The sequence below is a fragment of the Microbacterium sp. MF43 genome (genome assembly GCF_012847295.1).
Classification (GTDB): domain Bacteria; phylum Actinomycetota; class Actinomycetes; order Actinomycetales; family Microbacteriaceae; genus Microbacterium.
The window spans coordinates 307,543-329,785 of the sequence record NZ_JABBDY010000002.1; the positions used below are offsets into that span (position 1 = coordinate 307,543).

Here is a 22,243-nt window from a genome sequence, read left to right on the forward strand (position 1 = left end):
ATGAGCACTGCAGTTCCCGCCATCGACCCCGCGGCCATCCACCTGCCGCCGACCGAGCCGATCGACATCACCGCGCTGATCAACCAGACCGCACCACCCTCCTGAGCGGTCGAGTCAGCGGCGGTGGGCGAGGCATCCTGTCGCCTCCCAGGCGCCGCGCACTACCCTGAAGCGTGACCGAAAGCGATTCCCCGATCGAGGCCGAGGCTCCGAGCGAGCCCACCGAGATGACGTTCTCCGACCTCGGATTGGGCGACGCGGTGCTCAAGGCCCTGCGCGACGTCGGCTACGAGACTCCGTCGGCGATCCAGGCCGCGACCATCCCGACCCTGCTGGCAGGGCGCGACGTCGTCGGACTGGCGCAGACCGGCACGGGCAAGACCGCCGCCTTCGCGTTGCCGATCATCGACCGTCTCGACCTGTCGCAGAAGAGCCCCCAGGCCCTGGTCCTCGCACCGACGCGCGAGCTGGCCCTGCAGGTGTGCGAGGCGTTCGAGAAGTACGCCGGGCATCTCAAGGGCGTCCATGTGCTGCCGGTCTACGGCGGCCAGGGTTACGGCGTGCAGCTGTCCGCGCTGCGCCGCGGCGTCCACATCATCGTGGGCACGCCGGGCCGCATCATGGACCACCTCGACAAGGGCACTCTCGACCTGTCGGAGCTCAAGTACCTCGTCCTGGACGAGGCCGACGAGATGCTCAAGATGGGCTTCGCCGAGGACGTCGAGACGATCCTCGCCGAGACTCCCGACACGAAGCAGGTCGCGCTGTTCTCGGCGACGATGCCCGCCACGATCCGCCGCATGTCGCAGCAGTACCTGCACGACCCCGAAGAGATCACCGTCAAGGGCAAGACGACGACGTCTGCCAACATCGCGCAGCGGTACCTCATCGTGTCGTTCCAGCAGAAGATGGACGCCCTCACCCGCATCCTCGAGGTCGAGAACTTCGACGGCATGATCGTGTTCGGCCGCACCAAGAGCGTCACCGAGGAGATCGCCGAGAAGCTTCGCGCCCGCGGCTATTCCGCCGCCGCGATCAACGGCGACATCGCGCAGGTGCAGCGTGAGCGCACCGTCAACCAGCTCAAGTCGGGCAAGCTCGACATCCTCGTCGCGACGGACGTGGCGGCGCGCGGACTCGACGTCGAGCGCATCTCGCACGTCGTGAACTTCGACATCCCGACCGACACCGAGTCCTACGTGCACCGCATCGGCCGCACCGGCCGGGCAGGTCGCTCCGGTGACGCCATCAGCTTCGTCACCCCGCGTGAGCGCGGGCTCGTGCGCGCGATCGAGCGCGCGACGCGCCAGGAGCTCACCGAGATGCAGCTGCCGAGCGTCGACGAGGTCAACGTCACGCGCCTCTCGCGCTTCGACGACCGCATCACGGCGGCGCTCGCCGAGACCGAGCGCATCGAAGGCTTCCGCGACATCGTGGCCCACTACGTGCGCAATCACGATGTGCCCGAGGTCGACGTGGCGGCGGCGCTCGCCGTCGTCGCGCAGGGCGAGTCGCCGCTGCTGCTCGAGCCCGACCCCGAGCCGTCCAGCCGGCCGTTCCGCGACCGCGACCGCGACGACCGCGGGGGCCGCTTCGACCGGGACGACCGGCCCGGACGCGCCGGCGACGACCGGCCGCCGCGCCGCGACCGCGCACCGCGCGAGGGCATGGCGACGTACCGCATCGCGGTCGGCAAGCGGCACCGGGTCGAACCGCGTCAGATCGTCGGCGCGCTCGCGAACGAGGGCGGCCTGCGCCGCGACGACTTCGGCGCGATCCAGATCCGGCCCGACTTCTCGCTCGTCGAGCTCCCCGCGGACCTTCCCCGCGGGACTCTCGAGAAGCTCTCGGACACGCGGATCTCCGGTCGCCTGATCGAGCTCCGGCTCGACACCGGCGGTCCGGGCCGTCGCCGCGAGGGCGGCCGCGACTTCGACCGCGCAGACAGGAAGCCCCGCCACAACACCCGCGACCGCTGAGGTCGCGCCGGTTGTCGAGGTTCCGGGACGCGAGCACGCGTCGTGACCGGATGCCCCGGCGCCCCGTCGCCGTCCACAGCAGCCGCACGCGCCCGCCGGGTCGGCGCGGCCGACCGTAGGATCGATGCATGGCCGGATTCTGGGGCAAGCGCAAACGCGAACAGGAAGAGCTCGAGGCGCAGGACGCCGACCTCGCCCGACGGGCGCGCTCCGCTCTGGTCTCGGCCGACGAGCGCGTCCGGGTGACGACGGACGAGCTCGCGTTCGCGGAGGCCGAGCTCGGGCCGGGTTCGACCAAGGACCTCCGCGAGGCGCTCGATGCCGTGCGCACGCACCTGGCGGAGGCGTTCCACCTGCACCAGCTGAACCACGACGAGATCCCCGACACACCCGAGGAGCTGCGCACCCGTAACGCCCGCATCGTGCAGCTGTGCGAGTGGGCGGAGGACCTGCTCGACGATCGCACCGAGGCCCTCGCGGCCCCGATCGAGCGCGCCCGCCGGGCACCCGAGATCATCGCCGGCGTGCGCGCGGACGCGCAGCGCCTCCTCGCCCGCGTGCCCCAGGCGCGCGAGACGGTGCAGCGCCTGGGGGCGCGGTACTCCGCCGACGCTCTCGCGCAGGTCGAGGCGAATCCCGCCGAAGCCGAGCAGCTCATCGGCTTCGCCGAGCACAGCGCCGGTGTCGCCGAGCGGCGGCGCGAGGCCGGGCAGCGTGAGCAGGCGAACCTCGCTCTCGAGGCGGCGACCGAGGCGGCGCGCCGCGCGGCGACGCTCATCGACGCCGTCGAGACCTTCGAGGTCGAGGCACTGCGCGCCGAGTCCACGCTCGCCGCGATCGTCGAGGACTCGCGCGAAGACATCGCCGTCGCCCTGCGCGAACCTCACACCCCCGCCGTCAGCACGGCGATCAGCGACCTTCAGGCCGCGCTCGCATCGCTCCCGGCGGCGGGCGTGAACACCGACCCGTTCACTCTCCTGTCCCGTCTGCGCACCGCCAACGCCGCTCTCGACGAGGCCATCGCCAAGGCCCGCGAGCGCGCGGCCCGGCCGATTCCGCCGCTCGAGCACGTGCGCCACGCGATCGACGACGGCGACCGCCAGCTCGCCGTGGCGCGCGATGTGATCGCCGGCCACCGCGGCTGGATCGGCGCCGACGCCCGTACCCGTCTGGCCGAGGCGGAGCGCATCCGCATCGACCTCGACCGCTATCTGGGCACCTCGGCGAGCGCCGCGACGAGCATCGACGAGGACCACCGCGAACAGTCCATGGCGATGGCGCGGCGCGTGGCCTTCCTCGCCGGCGAGGCGCTCCAGCTCGCGCAGCGCGACATCGACTCCTCGCGTCCGCAAGGCGGCCCGGGACAGTGGGGCGGTCCCCAGCAGGGCTGGGGAGGCGGCCGCCGTGGCGGCTCCGACCTCATGGGCGGCATCCTGGGCGGCCTTGTCATCGGGAGCATCCTCGACGGCTTCATCGACATGTGAAGCGCGAACGCACGGATGCCCCGGCCGCGCTGGCCGGGGCATCCGTCGTCCTGGTCTGCTACGAGGCGACCGCCTCGGGTGCGGCCTGCGTGGTCAGCGAGATCACGCCGTAGTCCCATCCCTTGCGGCGGTAGACGACGCTCGGGTGGTCGGTGCGGACGTCCACGAACAGGAAGAAGTCGTGTCCGACCAGCTCCATCCGGTCGACCGCTTCTTCGACCGACATCCACTCCGGCTCGAACTCCTTGGTGCGGATGACGACGGGCGTGTAGTCCTCTTCCTCCTCGTTGCCGGTGATGATGGGGATCTCGCCGGTCGCGACGGCGCGCAGCACGTCGACGGACGCGGGCTGCACGTCGATCCCCTGGATCGACCCGCTCCCCTTGTCGAGCTTGGCCCCGCGCGGATGGTTGCGGGAGTCCACGCGCTTGTCCTTGGCGCGGCGGAGCTGCTCGCACAGCTTGTCGACCGCGAGGTCGAGCGCGGTGAACTTGTCACCGTCAGTGGCCTCGGCCCGAACGATCGGGCCCTTTCCGGTGAGCGTCAGCTCGACGGTGTCGTCTTCCACGCGGCCGTTGTGATAGGCGCGATGTGTGACTTTGATGTCCACGCGCTGCGCGCGCGGAGCGAGGTGTTCGATGCGGGCGGCCTTGTCTTCGACGACCGAGCGGAAGCGATCTGTGATCCCCACTCCCACGCCGACGATGCTGGTTTCCATCCCTGACCTCCTTGTTCCGGTCCTCCCGGCCAAGGGCGGACCTTCAGTCGCCTTGTGCCCCCCACGGTAGCCCGGCGGGGTGCACATGTCACCTGTCAGTTTGGAAAGTGTCCGTCCCCCGCCACGACGTGTTCACCCGCAGCGGCGTGGCCGCCACGGTGGCCGCTCCCACGACCTCCGCACCGGCGTCCCGCAGCGCTCGCACGGCCTCGGCGAGGCTGGCGCCGGTGGTCACGACATCGTCGACGACGATGACGCGGCGGCCAGAGGCATCCGTCGCCCGAAGACTCCCCGCGACGTTCCGTCCGCGCTCCTCGCGGCCGAGGCCTCGCTGATCCCGCGTGCGCCGCGCCGGGCGCAGCAGTCGCGCAACAGGGAGGCCCGCGCGCGTCGCGAGGAGGTCCGGCACCCGGTACCCGCGCCGCCGATAGGACGCGCGCGACGTGGGCAGGGGCACCGAGACCGCGTCGGGTGCGTCGAGGCCTGCGGCCGCGGCGGCGAGCGCGGGAGCCAGAGAACGGGCGAGCGGAGTCCGCCCGTCCTCCTTGAGGGCACGGATGACCCGCGCCGGCACACCCTCGAACGACATGCCGCTCCACAGCTCGACCGGCGCGCCCGCCGTCTGAAGCACCTGCGCACGAGGGGCGGGTCGAAGGGCGGCGACACACTGCGCGCACAGGTCTATGTCGAGGGCGTCGCACCCGGCGCAGGTGATCGGCAGAAGCAGGGTGAGGGCATCGGCGAGCGCCGACCGCACGACGGACGATGCGCGAGGATCCATGGCCGCACTGTGCCAGGCGGAAGCGGTCCGCCCGTCGTCTCAACTGCATCCGGAGGGCTCGCGCACGACCGGCCCGGCTGGGGAGGAACCTACTCCGGGGAACCCTGCTGGGTCGCGAGCACCAGCACCCCGGTCGCGGTCGGCTGCCAGCTGGTGCCCCGCTTCACCGACAGCGTGCCGTCGTCTGCCCGCAGGCGTGCGCTCGACAGCGACGTGCCGCCGGCGATCGCGACCATCCCGGCCGGTGCGCTGCTGGTCGACGACGTCCCGCCCACCACCTGTTCGAGGACGGTGGTGCCTTCGGAGTCGCCCGACAGCACGCCCACGGAGAGGTCGTCGAGCCACGCCGCTCCGCGGCCGGTGCCCGCCACGGGGCTGAGCGCAATCGGGTCGCCCAGCCGGATCGGCACGAGATCCGCATCGCGGATGACGCCCGCCACCCACAGCGCGGTTCGTCCGCCTGCCGTGACCACGGCAGCGACCCGGGTCCCATCGCGCGAGACCGTCAGGGAGCTCACGCTCGTCGCGCCCGGAAAGGCGTTGACGACGTCGATCGGCGCAAGGCCGTCCACGAGGTGCACCTTGACCGCCGACGGCTGGTTCCGGGGCACGGTCCACACCATGCCGAACGGATCGATCGAGGGATCCACCAGGCCCGCCCGGGAGTCGATCACGTCGTAGGTCGCGTCATCCCGGATCCGGGCGACTTCGCCCCCGGCCAGTCGAGCGGCCGCCATCGTGCGATCGGCGCCGAGCTGCACAGCCACCGGCGCCAGCTCCTGAACGCCCTCGGAGATGCCCTGCACCGGCTCCAGCTCATCGCCCACCAGGAAGCCGAAGCCTTCCTCGGTGAGCACCAGAGGCGCCCCCTGGATGCGCGTGGAGCGCACAGCCACCGTGTCGACATCGATGGGCGCCGACTGGACGGTGAGTTCGACGTCCGAGACGCCCGCGGTCGCGAGACTGCTCCGCAGCTGCGTGTACATGCGGTCGAGGGTCGCGGCGTCGGCCGACAGCGCGGCCACCGAGAGGTCGATCTCGTAGCTGTTCCCCGCTTGCGGAACCACCGCGAGCACCTCGACTCCTTCGGGGAACGCGCTGACCACCGACTCGGCCAGCCACTCGCTGCGCGGGTCGTTCACCAGTCTGAACGCGACCTCGCGGACCGCATTGGTCGTCGGGAACCATCGCGTGTCGGGCACGAGGAACTGCCACGACGGATCGAAGTAGGTCAGGGAGTAGTTGTGGAACACGCGGGGGAACTGCTCCCGATCGAGCACCACGCCGTCGAACGCCGCGCTGATGCGCCATTCCCCGTCGACCTGCTCGAGCTCGAACGGCAGCGTCTGCGCAGCGAGCGCGCTCCGCTCGTACATGCCCTTCGCGTCGACGGTCGCCGCCGCGGTGAGCGACAGCGAGACGACGCCTTCACTCGGCTCGGTGTACACGCGATCCTCGAAGACATCGACCGTGACACCCGCGCCGGGATCCCAGACATCGGCGAAGTCGGGCGTGAGGAACTCGCGCGCGCGTTCCCAGCGCGCCCCCAGGCCCGGGCCTGAGCCCGCGCGGATGAATCCCTCGACGATCTGCTCGGGTGTCGCGCCCGGCTGCGGACTGTCCGGCAGCAGGAACGTCACGTCCTCCGAATCGGGCGTATCGGCCGTGCTCAGGCCGTAGTTGACCTTGCCGCTCGTCGGCAGACCCGCGCAGGCGGTGAGGGCGATCGCCAGGACGGCGACGATCAGGGACAGGATGCCGCGCCGCGCCGTCACGTCGCACCGCCGTTCGCCGAGGCATCCGTCGCCACCGCACCGCTCTCGCGCGGAACCGGCAGCGGCTGGGTCAGGCCGAGGGCGTCGACGGGCGCGACCGAGTCGTCGCCCGGATCGAGCGGGATCGGAGAGGGCCCCGTGAGCCGTTCGCCCTTGCGGGGCAGCGTGAGGACGAAGTTGGTGCCGCGACCGGGCGCCGACCAGACGGCCAGCTCGCCGCCGTGCAGTCGCGCGTCGCCGAGGGCGATGGACAGTCCCAGGCCCGTGCCGCCGATCGTGCGCGTCCGCGACGGGTCGGCGCGCCAGAACCGGTCGAACACCCGCTCGACGTCCTCGGGCTTCATGCCGAGGCCGTAGTCGCGTACGCCCAGCGCGACCGACTGCTGGTCGCTGTCGACGGTCACCACGATCGGCCTGCCCTCGCCGTGCTCGATCGCGTTGCCGAGCAGGTTGCGCACGATGCGGCGCACGCGCCGAGGGTCCATGTCCACCGGCGAGTATCCCCCGGGCGCGACGAGCCGAACATCGGTGGAGTGCTGCTCGGCGAGCTGCTCCATCGACGCGATGACGTCCTCGGCGAGGTGCGCCAGGCTCGTGGGCTCCAATTCCAGCTGCACCGACCCGGCGTCGTACCGGCTGATCTCGAGGAGGTCCGTCAGCAGCGTCTCGAAGCGCTGCACCTGGTTGTTGAGGAGCTCGGCGGCGCGCGCGGTGGCCGGATCGAAGTCCTCGCGCTGATCGTTGATCATGTCGGCGGCGAGGCGGATCGTCGTCAACGGCGTCCGGAGCTCATGCGAGACGTCGGAGACGAACCGCTGCTGGACGAGGGAGAGGTCGGCGAGCTCCTTGATCTGCGACTCGATGCTGTCGGCCATGGCATTGAAGGAGCGGCCGAGCGTCGCCAGCTCATCCTCGCCGCGCACCGGGAGCCGGACCCCGAGCTCGCCCGCCGCGAGCTTCGCGCTCGTGTCGGCCGCCTCGCCGATCGGGGTCGTCACCGAACGAAGCACGAACCACGCGATGCCGCTGATGAGCAGCACCAGCCCGATTCCCACGATCCACAGCGTCCCCTGAACGAAGCCGAGGGTCTGCGGCGCGTTCGCCAGGTCATAGGCGAGGTACAGCTCGTAGGGGCCTACGCCCGGGACCGTCAGCTGCTGACCGACGATGATCCCGGGAACCGTCGCGCCGTCGTCGGTCGGCAGTCCCACCGACTGCCACACCTGCCGGTCGTCGTTCGCCCGCACGCTCTCCCGCAGCCCGTCGCTCAGAAGCTCCTCGAAGCCGAGGTCGGACGTGAAGTCCTGCGGGGCGTTGGTCGAGGGCGGTCCGATCCGGAAGACCGCGTACGCGTCGCTCGCCGACTGCTGGCTCAGGGTGTTGTCGACCAGAACGCCCACGTTCTGCAGCTGCACCCCGTCGGACTGCGAGGTGGTGCTGTCGAGCGTCAGCTGGGTGGCCGCCGCGGCGCGCTGCGCGTCGAGGAGGACCTGGTCCTTGCGCGAGACGAACAGATCGTTCTGGATCGCGAGCGCCATCCACACGCACGCGACGATCACCGCGAGGGCCGTGAGGCCCAGGGTCACCATGATCGTGCGGAAGCGCAGCGAACGCCGCCACAGCGCGGCGAGGCTGCCCGGCCAGGCGCGCCAGTCACGCCATCCGGCCAGCGGCGTCCGGGTCGCCGTCACCCCCGTGGTCGGGGCTGCCATCGTGACCTCACACGACGGCACCGGCACGGTAGCCGACGCCGCGCACGGTGGTCACGATCTTGGGATTGTCGGGGTCGAGCTCGACCTTGGCGCGAAGCCGCTGCACGTGCACGTTCACCAGGCGGGTGTCGGCCTTGTAGTGGTAACCCCACACCTGCTCGAGCAGCATCTCGCGCGAGAACACCTGCTGCGGCTTGGACGCGAGCGCGACGAGCAGCTCGAACTCGAGCGGCGTCAGCGCGATCGGCGCGTCCCCGCGTCGGACCTCGTGGGCTGCGACGTCGACCGTCAGGTCACCGATGCGCAGGTGGTCGTTGGCGGGCTGGCTGGCGGGGCGCAGCCGGGTCTTGATGCGCGCCACCAGCTCCTTGGGGTTGAACGGCTTGACGATGTAGTCGTCGGCCCCGGACTCGAGGCCCTTCACCACGTCGGCGGTGTCGGTGCGGGCGGTCAGCATGATGATCGGGACGCCGGATTCGGCGCGCACCCGCGTGCAGATCTCGATCCCGTCCATGCCCGGGAGCATGAGGTCGAGGAGGATGAGGTCCGGGCGCTCGGTGCGCCACGCCTCGACCGCCTGCGCGCCGTCGGAGCAGAAGACGGTGTCGAATCCCTCAGTGCGCAGCACGATGCCGATCATCTCGGCGAGGGCGGTGTCGTCGTCGACCACCAGGATGCGTGAAGTCATCGCGCGGATTCGTCCTTCTCTGAGTTCGCGCGGGCAGGGCGCGGATGGCGCCTTCCCCTTGCGCTCCCCACAGAGTAGTCGACGACGCCTGAGCGCAGGCCTAACACGGGCCGTGATGCCGCCGAGCGGGCGATTCACGCCGTCGGCGCGCGCGTCCGATATGACACGATAGGGACCATCCGGGCATCGCCGTCCCCGAGCCCGCACAAGACCCACGAGGGGAACGCCCGTGACCGCGTATCCGGCCTGGACGCCCGCATCCCGCCCCGGGATCATCCCGCTGCACCCGCTGCCCTTCGGCACCATCCTCGGACGCTCGTTCTCGGCGCTGCGTCAGAACCCGCGCGTGCTCCTGGGGTTCGCGCTGATCGTGCAGACCCTCGCGTATGTGGTCGTGCTCGCCGCCGTCGCCGGGGTCGCGTTCCTGTCGTTCAGCCGGCTCGACACCCTGCGCCCCGGCACCGACGAGTTCGACGCGGTCTTCGCGGGGTCGACAGCCATCACGCTCGTCGTCGGGCTCGTGCTGGGCCTGGCCGCCGGTGCGCTGAGCGTCATCGTCCAGGGCATCGTCGTCACCGAGGTCGCGCACGCCGCGGTCGCCGAGAAGCTGACCCTCGGCGGCCTCTGGCGGCAGGTCAAGCCGGTCGTCTGGCGACTCATCGGCTACGCGCTCCTCGTCATCCTCGCCGTCGTCGCCGCTGTCGCCGTCGTCGCCGTCGCGATCTTCTCGGTCGCGGTGGCAGCGGGCCCCGCCGCGATCGCCCTCACGCTGCTCGTGATCCTCGCGGCGATCCCGCTGACCTGGTGGCTGATGGTGAAGCTCCTGCTCGTGCCGGCCGCCATCATCCTCGAGCACGCCACCATCGGCCGGGCGCTCGCGCGCTCGTGGACGCTCACCCGCCGTCGGTTCTGGCCCACGCTGGGCGTCATCTTCCTGATCTCGGTGGTCTTCGGGTTCGTCGCCCAGGTCATCAGCGTCCCCTTCAGCTTCCTGTCGGGCGGACTGTCCACGATCATCGCCCCGACGGGCGCGACGGAGCCGTCGGCGATCATCGCCTTGATCGTCGCGGGCCTCCTCACGCAGGTGGTGACGCTGCTCATCCAGTCCGTCGCGGTCGTCGTGCAGGCCACCGCGACCGCCATCATCTACATCGACTGCCGCATGCGGCACGAGGGTCTCGACCTCGACCTGCTCGCGTATGTCGAGAGGCGGGATGCCGGCGCCGCCGATCTGCCCGACCCCTACCGCCAGAACGTCGGAAGGGTCATGGCGCCCCGCTTCGTCGGCGGCTACCCGCCGGCGCAGGGATACGCACCCGGATACCCTGCGCCGGGGTACGCCGCACCCGCGTACGCCCCGATGGGAGCACCCGCGTATCCGATGTCGCCGACGTACGCGCAGCCCTCTGCGTACTCGCCGGCCGCCGTCCAGCCGCCGTACGGCCAGGCGCCCGCATATGCACAGCCCCCTTACGGGGCGCCGGCCGGTCAGCCGTCCTACGCGCAGACGCCCTCCGGTCCGCCGGCTCCGCAGCCGCCCTCCGCCGCGTCCGGATCGGGCGGGCCCGCGACGCCTCCCCTGTCGCCGGAGGCGGCAGAGGACGCGCCGGCGGCGACATCCTGGCGCGCACCCGGCGCGCCGGCCGACGGCGTCGACCGAGAGTCGCCGTGGGCCTGACCGTCCCGGGAGCGCTGACGGCCGCCCGTCTCCTGAGCTCCTGGCGCGCCGACGGCGTGCCACCGCTCACCCCGGACGGCGACGAGGCCCGCGAGTGGGCGGAAGAGGAGCTCTCCCGGCCGCAGTACGACATGGCCGAGCCGACCCCCATCGATCTCATCGCCCGCGCCATCGCGGAGTTCTTCGAGAACCTGTTCTCGGCCGAGCTCTCCGGCTCGTTGGGCCCGCTGGTCGCCGTCGTCGCGGCCGTCGTGGTCGTGCTCGTGATCCTCGTCGCGTTCGCCGTGTGGGGGATTCCCCGTTCGACCAGGCGCGCGCCCGCCCCGCGCGGGCATCTCTTCGGAGAGGCCGAGGACCGCTCCGCCGCCGAGCTGCGCTCGGCCGCGGCATCCCATGCCCGCCGCGAGGAATGGGAGGCGGCCATCGTCCTGCACTTCCGCGCGCTGGCACGCGGGTGCGTCGAGCGCGGCGTGGTCGACACTCCCCCGGGCGCCACGGTGCACGCCTTCGCACGGGCGGCCGGCCGCGTCTTCCCCGGCCTCGCGGAACGGCTCGAGGCCGCCGCGAGCGCGTTCGACGATGTGCGCTACCTGCGCCGCCCCGGCACGGCCGAGCTGTACCGACTCGTCGCCGACACCGACGCCGCCGTCGCCGGCGCCCGGCCCGCCGTCACCGCGGAGGCGCTCGCGTGAGCGCGCCGGCGGAGGCGCTGGCCCCGACATCCGCGACCAACGACGATCCGACGCCCCGCGGCCGGCAGGTCGGCGTGTGGGTGCTCATCGGCGTCGTGCTCGTCATCGCCGGCGCGGTCGGCGCCGTGATCACGGCGGCGTCGGCGTGGAGCCAGCGCGGCGCCCTCGATCCGGAGTCCACCGGCCCGGGCGGCACGCGCGCCCTCGTCCAGATCCTCCGTCAGCACGGCGTCGAGGTCGAAGTGGTGCGCGACCGAGACTCCGCCCTGGCCGCGCTGAGCGGGGAGCCGGCGACTCTCGTCCTGCCCGACACGCCCGCGCTCTCCGACGACGGGCTGCGCCTCCTTCTCGACACCGCAACCGATGTCGTCTCGATCGATCCACGATCGCGCACCCTCGACATGCTGATCCCCGGCGCCCGGTTCGCCGCCGGGGCTTCGGAGGGGTCGACCGATCCCGCGTGCGAGCTCGGCGACGCGGTCCGCTCGGGCCCGATCCGGCCGGGAACCCTCTTCTCGGTAGACGGCGAACCACCGGCGGCCGAGTGCTATCCCGTCGGCGACGGATTCGCCCTCCTCGTGGACGAGACGGGCGAGCGACGGCGCGCCGCCGTGGACGGCACGGTGCTGTTCACCAATGAGCACCTCGCCGACGACGGGAACGCCGCCCTCGCGGTGAACCTCATGGGGCGGCATCCGCTGGTCGTCTGGTACCAGCCGGGACCGGGGGACACCGACATCGCCGACGCCGACCCGACGCTCGGCGACCTGACGCCGCCGTGGGTGAGCCCCGTGATCGTGCTGCTCCTCGTCGCGGGCGTCGCCGCGGGCATCTGGCGCGGTCGCCGCTTCGGCCCGCTCGTCGCTGAGAGACTGCCCGTGACCGTCCGTGCCTCCGAGACGACCGAGGGCCGCGCCCGCCTCTACGCGCAGTCCCACGACAGCCTGCACGCCGCCGATCAGCTGCGACTCGGCGCGCTCGAGCGTCTGGGTCGCGCGCTCGCACTCGGCGCCGCCGCCTCCGCACCCGAGATCGCCGACGCCGCGGCCGCCCGCGCGGGCGTCGACGCCGGATACGCCCGCCGGCTCCTGCTCGACGACGTCCCGGGCGGCGACGCGGACCTCGTCGCGCTCAGCCTCCGCCTCCGACAGTTCGAGGACGCCGTCCACGCGGCGACCCGCCCCGAAAGGAAGTCCCGATGACCGACGCTCCCCCGCTCGTGCCGCCTGCCGACGACGCCGCGCTGCGCGAAGCGATGAACCGTGTGCGCCTCGAGGTCGGGAAGGCGGTCGTCGGCCAGGACGGCACCGTCACGGGCCTGCTCATCGCGCTCCTCGCCCGCGGCCACGTGCTGCTCGAGGGGGTTCCGGGCGTCGCGAAGACTCTCCTCGTGCGGGCCTTCAGCGCGGCGCTCGGCCTCGACACCAAGCGCATCCAGTTCACCCCGGACCTGATGCCCGGCGACGTCTCCGGCTCGCTCGTCTACGACGCCAAGACCGGCGAGTTCGAGTTCCGCGAGGGCCCGGTGTTCACCAATATCGTGCTGGCGGACGAGATCAACCGCACGCCGCCGAAGACGCAGGCCGCGCTCCTCGAAGCGATGGAGGAGCGGCAGGTCTCCTCCGACGGCGTGACGCGCGCACTCCCCGAGCCGTTCCTCGTCGCGGCGACGCAGAACCCCGTCGAGCACGAGGGAACATACACGCTCCCGGAGGCGCAGCTCGACCGGTTCCTGCTCAAGCTGGTCGTCGAGGTGCCGGCGCGGGATGCCGAGCTGGCGGTGCTGCGGCGGCACGCGAGCGGCTTCGATCCCCGCGATCTGGCGGCCGCCGGCCTGCGCCCCGCCGCGAGCGCCGACGAGATCCACGCGGCGCAGCGCGCCGCGGCATCCGTCACCGTCTCGGACGACGTGCTCGGCTATGTCGTCGACCTCGCTCAGGCCACCCGGCGGAGCCCGTCCGTCCAGCTGGGCGTCAGCCCCCGCGCGGCGACGGCGCTGCTGGCCGCCGCGAAAGCCTGGGCCTGGCTCGGCGGCTACCCCGCCATCACCCCCGACCACGTGCAGACGATGCTCGTCCCGACATGGCGTCACCGCATCCGGCTTCGCCCCGATGCCGAACTCGAGGGCGTCTCGGTCGACGCCGTCCTCGGCTCGGTCGTGCAGCAGACGCGCGTTCCCATCTGACGCATGTACCTCACCGGCCGCCTCGTCCTCCTCGTCGCCCTCGGCGCCGTGCCCGTCGTCCTGCTCTCGACGGCCGGTGTCGACGCCTGGCTGGCGACGGCGGGCTGGGTGCTCTTCTGCACGATCGCGGCGATCGGCGATGCGGCCGCTGCCCCCGACCCCCGGCGCCTGGAGGTGTCGCGTCGCGTCCCCGGGCGCGTCCTGCTCGGTGAGCACACGGCTGCGGACGTGCGTCTGCGCAACGACGGCAGCCGCACCGTGCACGGCCGGTTCCGGGATGCGTGGCAGCCGACCGCCGGCGCTCCGGATGCGCGCATTCCGCTCGCCGTTCCCCCGGGCGAGAGCCGCACGTTCACGATCCCCCTCCTTCCGCGACGGCGTGGCGAGCTGCGGTCGCGCTTCGTGGTGATCCGGTCGGACGGGCCGCTCCGGCTGGCCGGGCGCCAAGCGCGTCTCGACTCCCCCGGTGCCATCCGCGTGCTGCCGCCCTTCACCGCACGCCGGCACCTGCCCTCGAGGCTCGCGCGGCTGCGGGAGCTCGATGGCAACACCAGCGTTCAGATGCGCGGACAGGGCACCGAGTTCGACAGCCTCCGCGAGTACGTCCGCGGCGACGACGTGCGCTCCATCGACTGGCGCGCCACGGCGAGGGCGAGCACGACGATGCTCCGCACGTGGCGGCCCGAACGCGATCGGCACGTGGTCATCGTGATCGACACCGGGCGGACCTCCGCCGCACGTGTGGGCGACGGCGTGCGGATGGACGCGGCTATGGAGGCCGCGCTCCTGCTGGCGGCGCTCGCCACCCGCGCCGGCGACCACACCCACCTGCTGATGTTCGACAGGGTCACCCGCGCACGCGTCACGCGCGTCGACGGTCCCGCGCTGCTTCCCGCCCTCGTTGATGCGATGGCCCCGATCGAACCGCAGCTCATCGACACGGACTGGGACGCCGCGTTCGCGCAGGTGCGCCGGCTCACGTCGCGCCCATCGCTGGTCGTCCTGTTGACCGCGCAGGACTCCACCGACGCCGCTCGAGGTTTCCTCGGCTCTCTCCCTGCCTTGTCGCAGCGCACCCACGTCCTCGTGGGCACGGTGACCGACGAGCCCGCACCCCGCGAGCAGCGGCCGGACGCGGCATCCGTCTATCGCGAAGCGGCCGCCGAGAAGACGGCTCGGGATGCCGCGGTCGTCGCGGCCGCGATCGGACGCGCCGGAGCCGAGGCGATCGCGGACTCGCCCGACCGGCTTCCTCCGCGCATCGCGGACAGGTACCTCGCGCTCAAAGCCGCCGGAAGGCTCTGACCAGCGGGGTGCCGAGCAGATCCTGGCCCGGGCCCCGACCGGAGCCCGCACCCATCGGCGGACACTCGCGCCCGCTTCCTGGGAGTCCGCTGAAGGTGCCGCTACCCTCGCGTCGAGGAAAGGAGTCCGCCATGTCGGATGCCATCAGAAATCCCACCACCGCGAACAAGCTCGTCGCGGAGGCTCTCGGAACGTTCCTTCTCGTGTTCGGCGGCGTCGGCAGCGCCCTGTTCGCCGCGAACTTCCCCGCGGGATCCGAGACCAACCCGCTCGGCATCGCCTTCGTGGGGGTGTCTCTCGCCTTCGGCCTCACCGTCGTGGCGGGCGCGTACGCGTGGGGCCCGATCTCGGGCGGCCACTTCAACCCCGCCATCACCTTGGGCCTGGCAGCCGCGGGACGCTTCTCATGGCGCAACTCGGGCGGATACATCATCGCCCAGGTCATCGGCGGCGCGCTCGGCACGACCGCGATCTACCTCATCGGCCTGTTCGGTCCCGGTGACTGGCTGGTGTCCGCGCAGGACGCGGGCTTCGCGTCGAACGGCTTCGGCGAGCAGTCCCCCGGCGGGTTCGGGATCGGCGCGGCGATCATCGCGGAGGTGCTGCTGACAGCGATCTTCGTGCTGATCATCCTGGGCGTGACCCATACGACGCGCGGCACCGCCGCCCTGGCCCCGCTGGCGATCGGCCTCACGCTCACCCTCATCCACCTCATCTCCATTCCGATCGACAACACGTCGGTGAACCCGGCGCGATCGATCGCCTCGGCGATCTACGGCGGCGTCGATGCGCTGGCGCAGCTGTGGGTCTTCCTCGTGTTCCCGATCGTCGGCGGCCTGCTCGCAGGCCTGCTCCACCGCGCCCTGTTCGAGCCGAAGGGCTCGCTGCCGTCGGACCAGGCGGAGGCGCGCGTCCGCTGACCTGTCGACGCTCGCCGCGCCGCGTCTGCGCCGCACGGAAGCGGCCCGCCCCTCCGGGGGACGGGCCGCTTCTGCGTATGCGGGGGGATCAGGCCAGGTCGAACCGGTCCAGCTCGGTGACCTTGCCCCACGCCTTCACGAAGTCGCGCACGAACTTCTCCTTCGCGTCGTCCGAGGCGTAGACCTCGGCGACGGCGCGGAGCTCGGAGTTCGAGGCGAACAGCAGGTCGACGCGCGTGCCGACGCCGACGGGCTCGCCCGAGCCGTCCTTCGTGCCCGAGAAGGCGTGCGCACCGGGATCGAGCGGCTTCCACGTGGTGCCGAGGTCGAGCAGGTTCACGAAGAAGTCGTTCGTGAGGACGCCCTTGCGGTCGGTGAAGACGCCGTAGTCGGAGTCATCCCAGTTGGCGCCGAGCACGCGCAGACCGCCCACGAGCACGGTCAGCTCGGGCGCCGACAGCGTCAGCAGGTTGGCGCGATCGATGAGGTGGTGCTCCTCGGGCATGAACGCACGCGGGCCGTAGTAGTTGCGGAAGCCGTCGGTGATCGGCTCGAGGAAGGCGAACGACTCCACGTCGGTCTGCTCCTGCGTGGCGTCGGTGCGACCCGGGTGGAAGGCGACCTCGGCTTCGACACCGGCGTCTGCGGCCGCCTTCTCGACCGCCGCGTTGCCGGCGAGCACGATGAGGTCGGCGAGCGAGACCTGCTTGCCGTCGGTGCGCCCCTCGTTGAAGGAAGTCCGGATCTGCTCCAGCACGTCGAGCACCTTGGCGAGCTGCCCCGGCTTGTTGACCTCCCAGTCCTTCTGCGGAGCCAGGCGGATGCGGGCGCCGTTGACGCCGCCGCGCTTGTCGCTGCCGCGGAACGAGGATGCTGCGGCCCACGTCGTCTCGACGAGCTCCGACACCGTGAGGCCGGACGCGAGCACCCGGTCCTTCAGCGCTGCCGCATCGGCGGCATCGATCAGCTCGTGATCGACGGCCGGGACGCGGTCCTGCCACAGCAGCTCCTCGGCGGGGACCTCGGGTCCGAGGTAGCGCTCGATCGGCCCCATGTCTCGGTGAGTGAGCTTGAACCACGCGCGGGCGAAGGCGTCGGCGAACGCCTCGGGGTCGTCCTTGAAGCGACGCGAGATCTTGTCGTACTCGGGGTCGGTGCGCAGCGCGAGGTCGCTCGTGAGCATGCGGGGCTCGCGGCGGCCGTTGGAGTGCGCGAGCGGGACCATGTCGGCGCCGCCGCCGTTGATCGGACGCCACTGGTGCCCGCCGCCCGGGCTGCGCATGAGCTCCCACTCGTACGCGTAGAGGATGTGGAAGAACTCGTTGTCCCAGCGAGTGGGGTGGTAGGTCCACGTCACCTCGAGGCCTGAGGTGATGGTGTCATCGCCCTTGCCCGTTCCGTGGCCGTTCTTCCAGCCCAGACCCTGCTCCTCGAGGCCCGCGGCCTCGGGGTTGTCGCCGACATTGGTGTCGGGCGCGGCGCCGTGCGTCTTGCCGAACGTGTGACCGCCCGCGATGAGGGCGACGGTCTCCTCGTCGTTCATCGCCATCCGGCCGAACGTCTCGCGGATGTCGCGCGCGGAGGCCATCGGGTCGGGGTTGCCGTTCGGCCCCTCGGGGTTGACGTAGATGAGGCCCATCTGCACGGCGGCGAGGGGTCGCTCGAGGTCGCGGTCGCCCGAGTAGCGCTCGTCGGCGAGCCAGGTGGTCTCAGGGCCCCAGTAGACGTCGGCGTCGGGCTCCCACACGTCGGCACGACCGCCTGCGAAGCCGAACGTCTCGAAGCCCATCGACTCGAGCGCGACGTTACCGGCGAGGATCATCAGGTCGGCCCACGACAGAGCCTGGCCGTACTTCTTCTTGACCGGCCAGAGCAGGCGACGGGCCTTGTCGAGGTTGACGTTGTCGGGCCAGCTGTTGAGCGGGGCGAAGCGCTGCTGTCCCGCGCCGCCGCCGCCACGGCCGTCGGTGATGCGGTAGGTGCCGGCGCTGTGCCAGGCCATGCGGATCATGAGCGGCCCGTAGTTGCCGAAGTCGGCCGGCCACCAGTCCTGCGACGTCGTGAGGGTCTCGGCGATGTCGGCCTTGACGGCCGCGAGGTCGAGCGATTCGAAGGCCGCACGGTAGTCGAAGTCCTCGTCGAGGGGGTTCGCGACCGCCGGATTCTTGGCGAGGATCTTGAGGTTGAGCTGGTTGGGCCACCACACCGAGTTCGCGTTGCCGGTCGTCGGGTGGGGCTGGCCGCCGTGGATGACGGGGCAGCCTTCGGCCTCGTTCGGGCGGGGGCGGGTCTCGCCGTCCTCGCGCTCGTCGACGGGCGTGTCGATCGGGGTGACCGCCTGGTCGGCGTCGGTGGGGTTCTCGCCGATCTCGGGGATCACCGGATTGCTGTCGGTCATGGCCGTTCCTTCCTGCGGGGGCTTTCGGGATGAGATGGGTCTTCAGGCGCCGGCGGATGCCTCGGCGCAGGCGGGGCAGACGCCCCAGAACGTCACTTCGGCGGCGCGCAGGGTGAAACCGCGATTGTCGGCGGGCGTCAGACAGGGTGCGGGGCCGACGGCGCAGTCGACGTCCTCGATGGCGCCGCATTCGGAGCACACGAGGTGATGGTGGTTGTCGTCGACGCGAAGCTCGAAGAGCCCCGGGCGCCCCGCAGGCTCGATGCGGCGCACGATTCCGGCGTCGACGAAGTCGCCGAGCGCGTTGTACACCGACTGCAGACTGGTGTGGGGCACCGAGACCGCCACGAGCGTGTACAGCTCGTCGGCACTCGCATGCGGTCGCTGCTCGAGGGCCTCGACGACGGCGCGACGGGAGTCGGTCACGCGAAGCCCCGCGGCGCGAATGCGCTCGCTCGCGTCGGGCGCGGCGAGCGGGAGCGAGGTCATGCCCTCAGCCTAGTCTCTTTTGAACCGATCAAAAGACGAGCGGATGAATCACCCGGCGACCAGCGTCGGCGTGCCTGCTTCGTACTCTGTGAGATCGCCGGTCTCGCCCCGGCGGTACGCCCGTCCTCCGACGACGATCATGTAGGTGAGGAAGGCCGCCAGCGCCGCAGCGCCGATGCCGATCTTCACCGGCCACGGCCAGGGCTGGGCCGTGACGAACCCCTCGATGAGACCGGCGACCGCCAGCGCGAACACCAGACCGATGGCGATCGTGGCCAGCGAGCGCCCCGCCGAGGCGAGCGCCTCACCGCGGGTGCGGCGACCCGGCGCCACCCACGCCCAGAAGATGCCCAGGCCCGCGGCGGCCGCCACGAAGAGCGATGTCATCTCGAGCAGGCCATGGGGTGCGATGTAGAGCAGGAAGATGTCCCCGCGACCGAACGAGAGCATGACGGCCGCGGCCATGCCGACCCCGACGGCGTTCTGCACGAGCACGAAGATGGGCCAGATGCCCGTGATTCCGAACAGGACGCACTGCATGGCGATCCACGCATTGTTTGTCCAGACAGTGCCCGCGAACGCGGCGGGATGGTTCTCGCTGTAGTAGTCGACGAAGTCGTTCTCGGCGTATTCCTCGAGCTGCATCCGACTGCCCAGCGTGGCGACCAGCGCCGCATCGCCCGACACCCAGAGCGCCACGACCACGCCGACGGCGACGAACCCGACGGCCACCGCGAGCGTCACCCAGCGCACGCGATAGAGCGCGGCCGGCAGCTGAAGCGCGAAGAAACGCGGGATCTGCTTCAGGACGTTCTCGGGAGCGCCGGTCAGGCGCAGCCGCGCTCGCGCCAGCATGGTCGAGATGTGATCGCCCTGCGCACTGCGCCCGACGGAGGTCTTGGCATCGGCGAGGTCGGCCGACGCCGCACGGTATCGGTCGACGAGCTCGTCGACCTCCGGCCCGGTGAGCCGCCGCCGGCGGCTGAGCTCGTCGAGCCGCGCCCATTCCGCGCGCCTGGCCGCGGTGAGCGCATCGAGGTCCATGCGGTTTACTGTACCCATGCCCGAAGCCCGCCCCGTGCTGATCGACATCCATCAGGACGAGGTGCTCACCGGCGAGGCGGTGGCCCTCGACGTTCAGCCCGTCGGATACTTCCTCCGCGCCCTCGGCGTGCTCATCGACATGCTCATCGGCATCGCCCTGCTGTTCATGTTCGTGCTCCTGACGGCGTGGCTGATGAGCATCGGCGCCGTGGACGAGTCCACCGTGACGATCCTCACCATCGGGGTGATCGTCTTGGTGCTCGTGGTGATCCCCACCGTCGTAGAGACCATGTCGCGGGGGCGCAGCGTCGGCAAGCTCGTCGTCGGCGGGCGGATCGTCCGCAGCGACGGCGGTGCGACCGGCTTCCGCCACGCGTTCATCCGCGCGCTCGTGGGGGTCTTCGAGCTGTGGTTCACCTTCGGGGCCGTCGCCGCGCTGGTCGGAGCGTTCACTCCGCGCTCTCAGCGACTCGGGGATCTCCTCGCGGGAACCTACTCCGAGCGCACCCGCACCCCGTCCCTCGAGACCACGGGCTTCGGCGTGCCCCTACCCCTGGTCGAGTGGGCGGCGATCGTCGACATCGCGCGACTGCCCGAGCGGCTGGCGCGGCGGCTGGCGCAGTTCGGCGCCTCCGCGCGCAACATGCAGCCGGCGGCGCGGGCGCGGGTCGCCGCCTCCCTCGCCGCCGAAGCGGCCGAACACGTCGCGCCCGTCCCCGCCGTCGACCCCGAGACCTTCATCATGGGTGTCGTGGCGGTACGTCGCGGTCGCGAACTGCGTGCGCTCCAGCTCGAGACCGCCCGCGTCTCGGCTCTCACCTCGGCGGTCGCCGCAGCTCCGCGGGGTTTCCCCCAGCACTGACCGGCTTCGGCTGCGAAACGTCCCTCGCCGGCGTTCAGTACCGGTAGTGGTCGAGCTTGTAGGGTCCCTCCACCGGCACGCCGATATACGCCGCCTGCTCCTGCGTCAGCGTCGTGAGCTCGACGCCGAGAGCCGCGAGGTGCAGTCGTGCGACCTTCTCGTCGAGGGTCTTGGGCAGCGTGTACACGCCGACGCGATAGTGCTCCCGCTTCGTGTAGAGCTCGATCTGTGCGAGCACCTGGTTGGTGAAGGACGCGCTCATGACGAACGACGGGTGACCCGTGGCATTGCCGAGGTTCATCAGGCGTCCCTCGCTGAGAACCAGCACGCTGCGCCCGTTGGGCAGGCGCCACTCGTGCACCTGAGGCTTGATCTCGACCCGCTCCGCCCCCGGAATCGCCGCGAGGCCGGCCATGTCGATCTCGTCGTCGAAGTGCCCGACGTTCGCCACGATCGCGAGGTGCTTGAGCGCGAGAAGGTGCTCGGCGGTGACGACGCGCGTGTTGCCAGTCCCGGTCACCACGATGTCGACCTGATCGATCACCGACTCGAGTCGCGCGACCTGGAAGCCGTCCATCGCGGCCTGCAGCGCGCAGATGGGATCGACCTCGCCGACGATCACACGGGCCCCCTGCCCGCGGAGCGCCTCCGCGGACCCCTTCCCGACGTCGCCATAGCCGGCGACGAACGCCACCTTGCCGCCGATGAGCACATCCGTGGCGCGGTTGAGCCCGTCGGGCAGGGAGTGACGGATCCCGTAGGTGTTGTCGAACTTCGACTTGGTGACCGAGTCGTTGACGTTGATCGCGGGGAAGAGGAGGCGATCCGCAGCCGCGAGTTCGTACAGTCGGTGAACGCCGGTCGTGGTCTCCTCGGTGACCCCGATGAGCTCGGCGGCCATCCGCGTGAAGCGCTGCGGATCGCGTGCCAGGCTCTCCCGCAGCGTGGCGAGCACGATCCGGTATTCGGCGGAGTCGGCGGGCGAGGCATCCGGAACCGCCCCGGCCTTCTCGAACTCGACGCCCTTGTGGACGAGGAGTGTCGCATCCCCACCGTCATCGAGGATGAGGTTCGGGCCGTCCGCGCCCTCTGCCGACCAGTCGAAGATGCGGTCAGCGAGTCGCCAGTACTCCTCGAGCGTCTCGCCCTTCCAGGCGAAGACCGGCACGCCCGCGGGAGCATCGACGGTGCCGGCGGGCCCGACCACGACAGCGGCAGCCGCTTCGTCCTGCGTGGAGAAGATGTTGCAGCTCGCCCAGCGCACCTGGGCCCCGAGGGCGACCAGCGTCTCGATGAGCACGGCAGTCTGCACCGTCATGTGAAGCGAGCCCGCGATCCGGGCGCCCCGCAGCGGCTGCAGCGGACCGAACTCCTCGCGCAGCGCCATGAGTCCGGGCATCTCGTTCTCGGCAAGGCGGAGCTGATGCCGGCCGGCCTCGGCGAGGGCGAGATCGGCGACCTCGTACTCGAGCGTGCGGACGACGGCGGCGGCGGGCGATTCGGTCGGCATCCGCCCATTCTCGCACTCGTCGG

18 protein-coding genes are annotated in these 22,243 nt (G+C 71.3%); 9 read left to right on the forward strand and 9 right to left on the reverse strand.

What is annotated here, in order from left to right:
* The first annotated feature begins 227 nt into the window (after positions 1-227).
* A complete protein-coding gene (locus HF323_RS05810) occupies positions 228-1,979 on the forward strand; it encodes a DEAD/DEAH box helicase (protein WP_169582120.1) in 1,752 nt (583 codons plus the stop codon).
* Positions 1,980-2,107: 128 nt separating this feature from the next.
* Positions 2,108-3,463, forward strand: coding sequence for a hypothetical protein (locus HF323_RS05815; RefSeq protein ID WP_169581640.1), 1,356 nt, complete (start codon positions 2,108-2,110; stop codon positions 3,461-3,463).
* A gap of 58 nt (positions 3,464-3,521) precedes the next feature.
* On the opposite strand, the gene raiA is transcribed toward HF323_RS05815, so the two are convergent.
* The 5 genes from raiA to mtrA all read right to left on the reverse strand — a co-directional run bounded on the left by raiA (position 3,522) and on the right by mtrA (position 9,137).
* On the reverse strand, positions 3,522-4,181 hold the full coding sequence (gene raiA, locus HF323_RS05820; protein ID WP_169581641.1) for a ribosome-associated translation inhibitor RaiA: 660 nt from the start codon (positions 4,179-4,181) through the stop codon (positions 3,522-3,524).
* 88 nt (positions 4,182-4,269) lie between these two features.
* Entirely contained in the window at positions 4,270-4,962 is a 693-nt protein-coding gene (locus HF323_RS05825; RefSeq protein ID WP_169581642.1) for a phosphoribosyltransferase family protein, read from the reverse strand.
* Between the two features lie 89 nt (positions 4,963-5,051).
* Positions 5,052-6,737 carry an LpqB family beta-propeller domain-containing protein gene (locus HF323_RS05830; protein WP_169581643.1) on the reverse strand — a complete coding sequence of 562 codons (1,686 nt, stop codon included), beginning with the start codon at positions 6,735-6,737 and terminating at the stop codon, positions 5,052-5,054.
* Positions 6,734-8,449 carry an MtrAB system histidine kinase MtrB gene (gene mtrB / locus HF323_RS05835; RefSeq protein ID WP_169581644.1) on the reverse strand — a complete coding sequence of 572 codons (1,716 nt, stop codon included), beginning with the start codon at positions 8,447-8,449 and terminating at the stop codon, positions 6,734-6,736. Before mtrB ends, HF323_RS05830 begins: the two co-directional genes overlap by 4 nt.
* 7 nt (positions 8,450-8,456) lie before the next feature.
* Complete coding sequence (gene mtrA, locus HF323_RS05840) at positions 8,457-9,137, reverse strand: MtrAB system response regulator MtrA (protein ID WP_169581645.1); 681 nt, start codon at positions 9,135-9,137, stop codon at positions 8,457-8,459.
* 229 nt (positions 9,138-9,366) lie between these two features.
* Here mtrA and HF323_RS05845 point away from each other — a divergent pair, with 229 nt between their 5' ends.
* The 6 genes from HF323_RS05845 to aqpZ all read left to right on the forward strand — a co-directional run bounded on the left by HF323_RS05845 (position 9,367) and on the right by aqpZ (position 15,917).
* Positions 9,367-10,815, forward strand: a complete 1,449-nt coding sequence (locus HF323_RS05845) for a glycerophosphoryl diester phosphodiesterase membrane domain-containing protein (RefSeq protein ID WP_169581646.1) — start codon at positions 9,367-9,369, stop codon at positions 10,813-10,815.
* Positions 10,806-11,507 (forward strand): DUF4129 domain-containing protein, encoded by a 702-nt coding sequence (locus HF323_RS15395; RefSeq protein ID WP_223169294.1) that lies wholly within the window; start codon positions 10,806-10,808, stop codon positions 11,505-11,507. The genes HF323_RS05845 and HF323_RS15395 overlap by 10 nt, the downstream gene beginning before the upstream one ends.
* Complete coding sequence (locus tag HF323_RS05850; protein WP_317451005.1) at positions 11,504-12,709, forward strand: DUF4350 domain-containing protein; 1,206 nt, start codon at positions 11,504-11,506, stop codon at positions 12,707-12,709. The genes HF323_RS15395 and HF323_RS05850 overlap by 4 nt, the downstream gene beginning before the upstream one ends.
* The gene (locus HF323_RS05855) at positions 12,706-13,692 is read left to right on the forward strand and encodes a MoxR family ATPase (RefSeq protein ID WP_169581648.1); all 987 of its coding nucleotides are present in this window, start codon (positions 12,706-12,708) and stop codon (positions 13,690-13,692) included. The genes HF323_RS05850 and HF323_RS05855 overlap by 4 nt, the downstream gene beginning before the upstream one ends.
* A gap of 3 nt (positions 13,693-13,695) precedes the next feature.
* Positions 13,696-14,997 (forward strand): DUF58 domain-containing protein, encoded by a 1,302-nt coding sequence (locus tag HF323_RS05860; protein ID WP_169581649.1) that lies wholly within the window; start codon positions 13,696-13,698, stop codon positions 14,995-14,997.
* 131 nt (positions 14,998-15,128) lie between these two features.
* Positions 15,129-15,917 (forward strand): aquaporin Z, encoded by a 789-nt coding sequence (aqpZ, locus tag HF323_RS05865; protein ID WP_169581650.1) that lies wholly within the window; start codon positions 15,129-15,131, stop codon positions 15,915-15,917.
* A gap of 88 nt (positions 15,918-16,005) precedes the next feature.
* Here the strand turns inward: aqpZ and katG are convergent, their stop codons facing one another.
* The 3 genes from katG to HF323_RS05880 are packed head-to-tail and all read right to left on the reverse strand — an operon-like array spanning position 16,006 to position 19,848.
* Positions 16,006-18,315: a catalase/peroxidase HPI gene (katG, locus tag HF323_RS05870; RefSeq protein ID WP_169581651.1), complete on the reverse strand. Its 2,310-nt coding sequence runs from the start codon at positions 18,313-18,315 to the stop codon at positions 16,006-16,008.
* Positions 18,316-18,357: 42 nt separating this feature from the next.
* Positions 18,358-18,804 carry a Fur family transcriptional regulator gene (locus HF323_RS05875; protein WP_169581652.1) on the reverse strand — a complete coding sequence of 149 codons (447 nt, stop codon included), beginning with the start codon at positions 18,802-18,804 and terminating at the stop codon, positions 18,358-18,360.
* Between the two features lie 48 nt (positions 18,805-18,852).
* Positions 18,853-19,848, reverse strand: coding sequence for a stage II sporulation protein M (locus HF323_RS05880; protein ID WP_169581653.1), 996 nt, complete (start codon positions 19,846-19,848; stop codon positions 18,853-18,855).
* A 16-nt stretch (positions 19,849-19,864) separates the two neighbouring features.
* On the opposite strand from HF323_RS05880, the gene HF323_RS05885 reads away from it, so the two are divergent.
* Positions 19,865-20,710 carry an RDD family protein gene (locus HF323_RS05885; RefSeq protein ID WP_169581654.1) on the forward strand — a complete coding sequence of 282 codons (846 nt, stop codon included), beginning with the start codon at positions 19,865-19,867 and terminating at the stop codon, positions 20,708-20,710.
* A gap of 34 nt (positions 20,711-20,744) precedes the next feature.
* Here HF323_RS05885 and ahcY read toward each other — a convergent pair whose 3' ends face one another.
* Positions 20,745-22,220, reverse strand: coding sequence for an adenosylhomocysteinase (ahcY, locus tag HF323_RS05890; RefSeq protein WP_169581655.1), 1,476 nt, complete (start codon positions 22,218-22,220; stop codon positions 20,745-20,747).
* Positions 22,221-22,243: the final 23 nt, after the last annotated feature.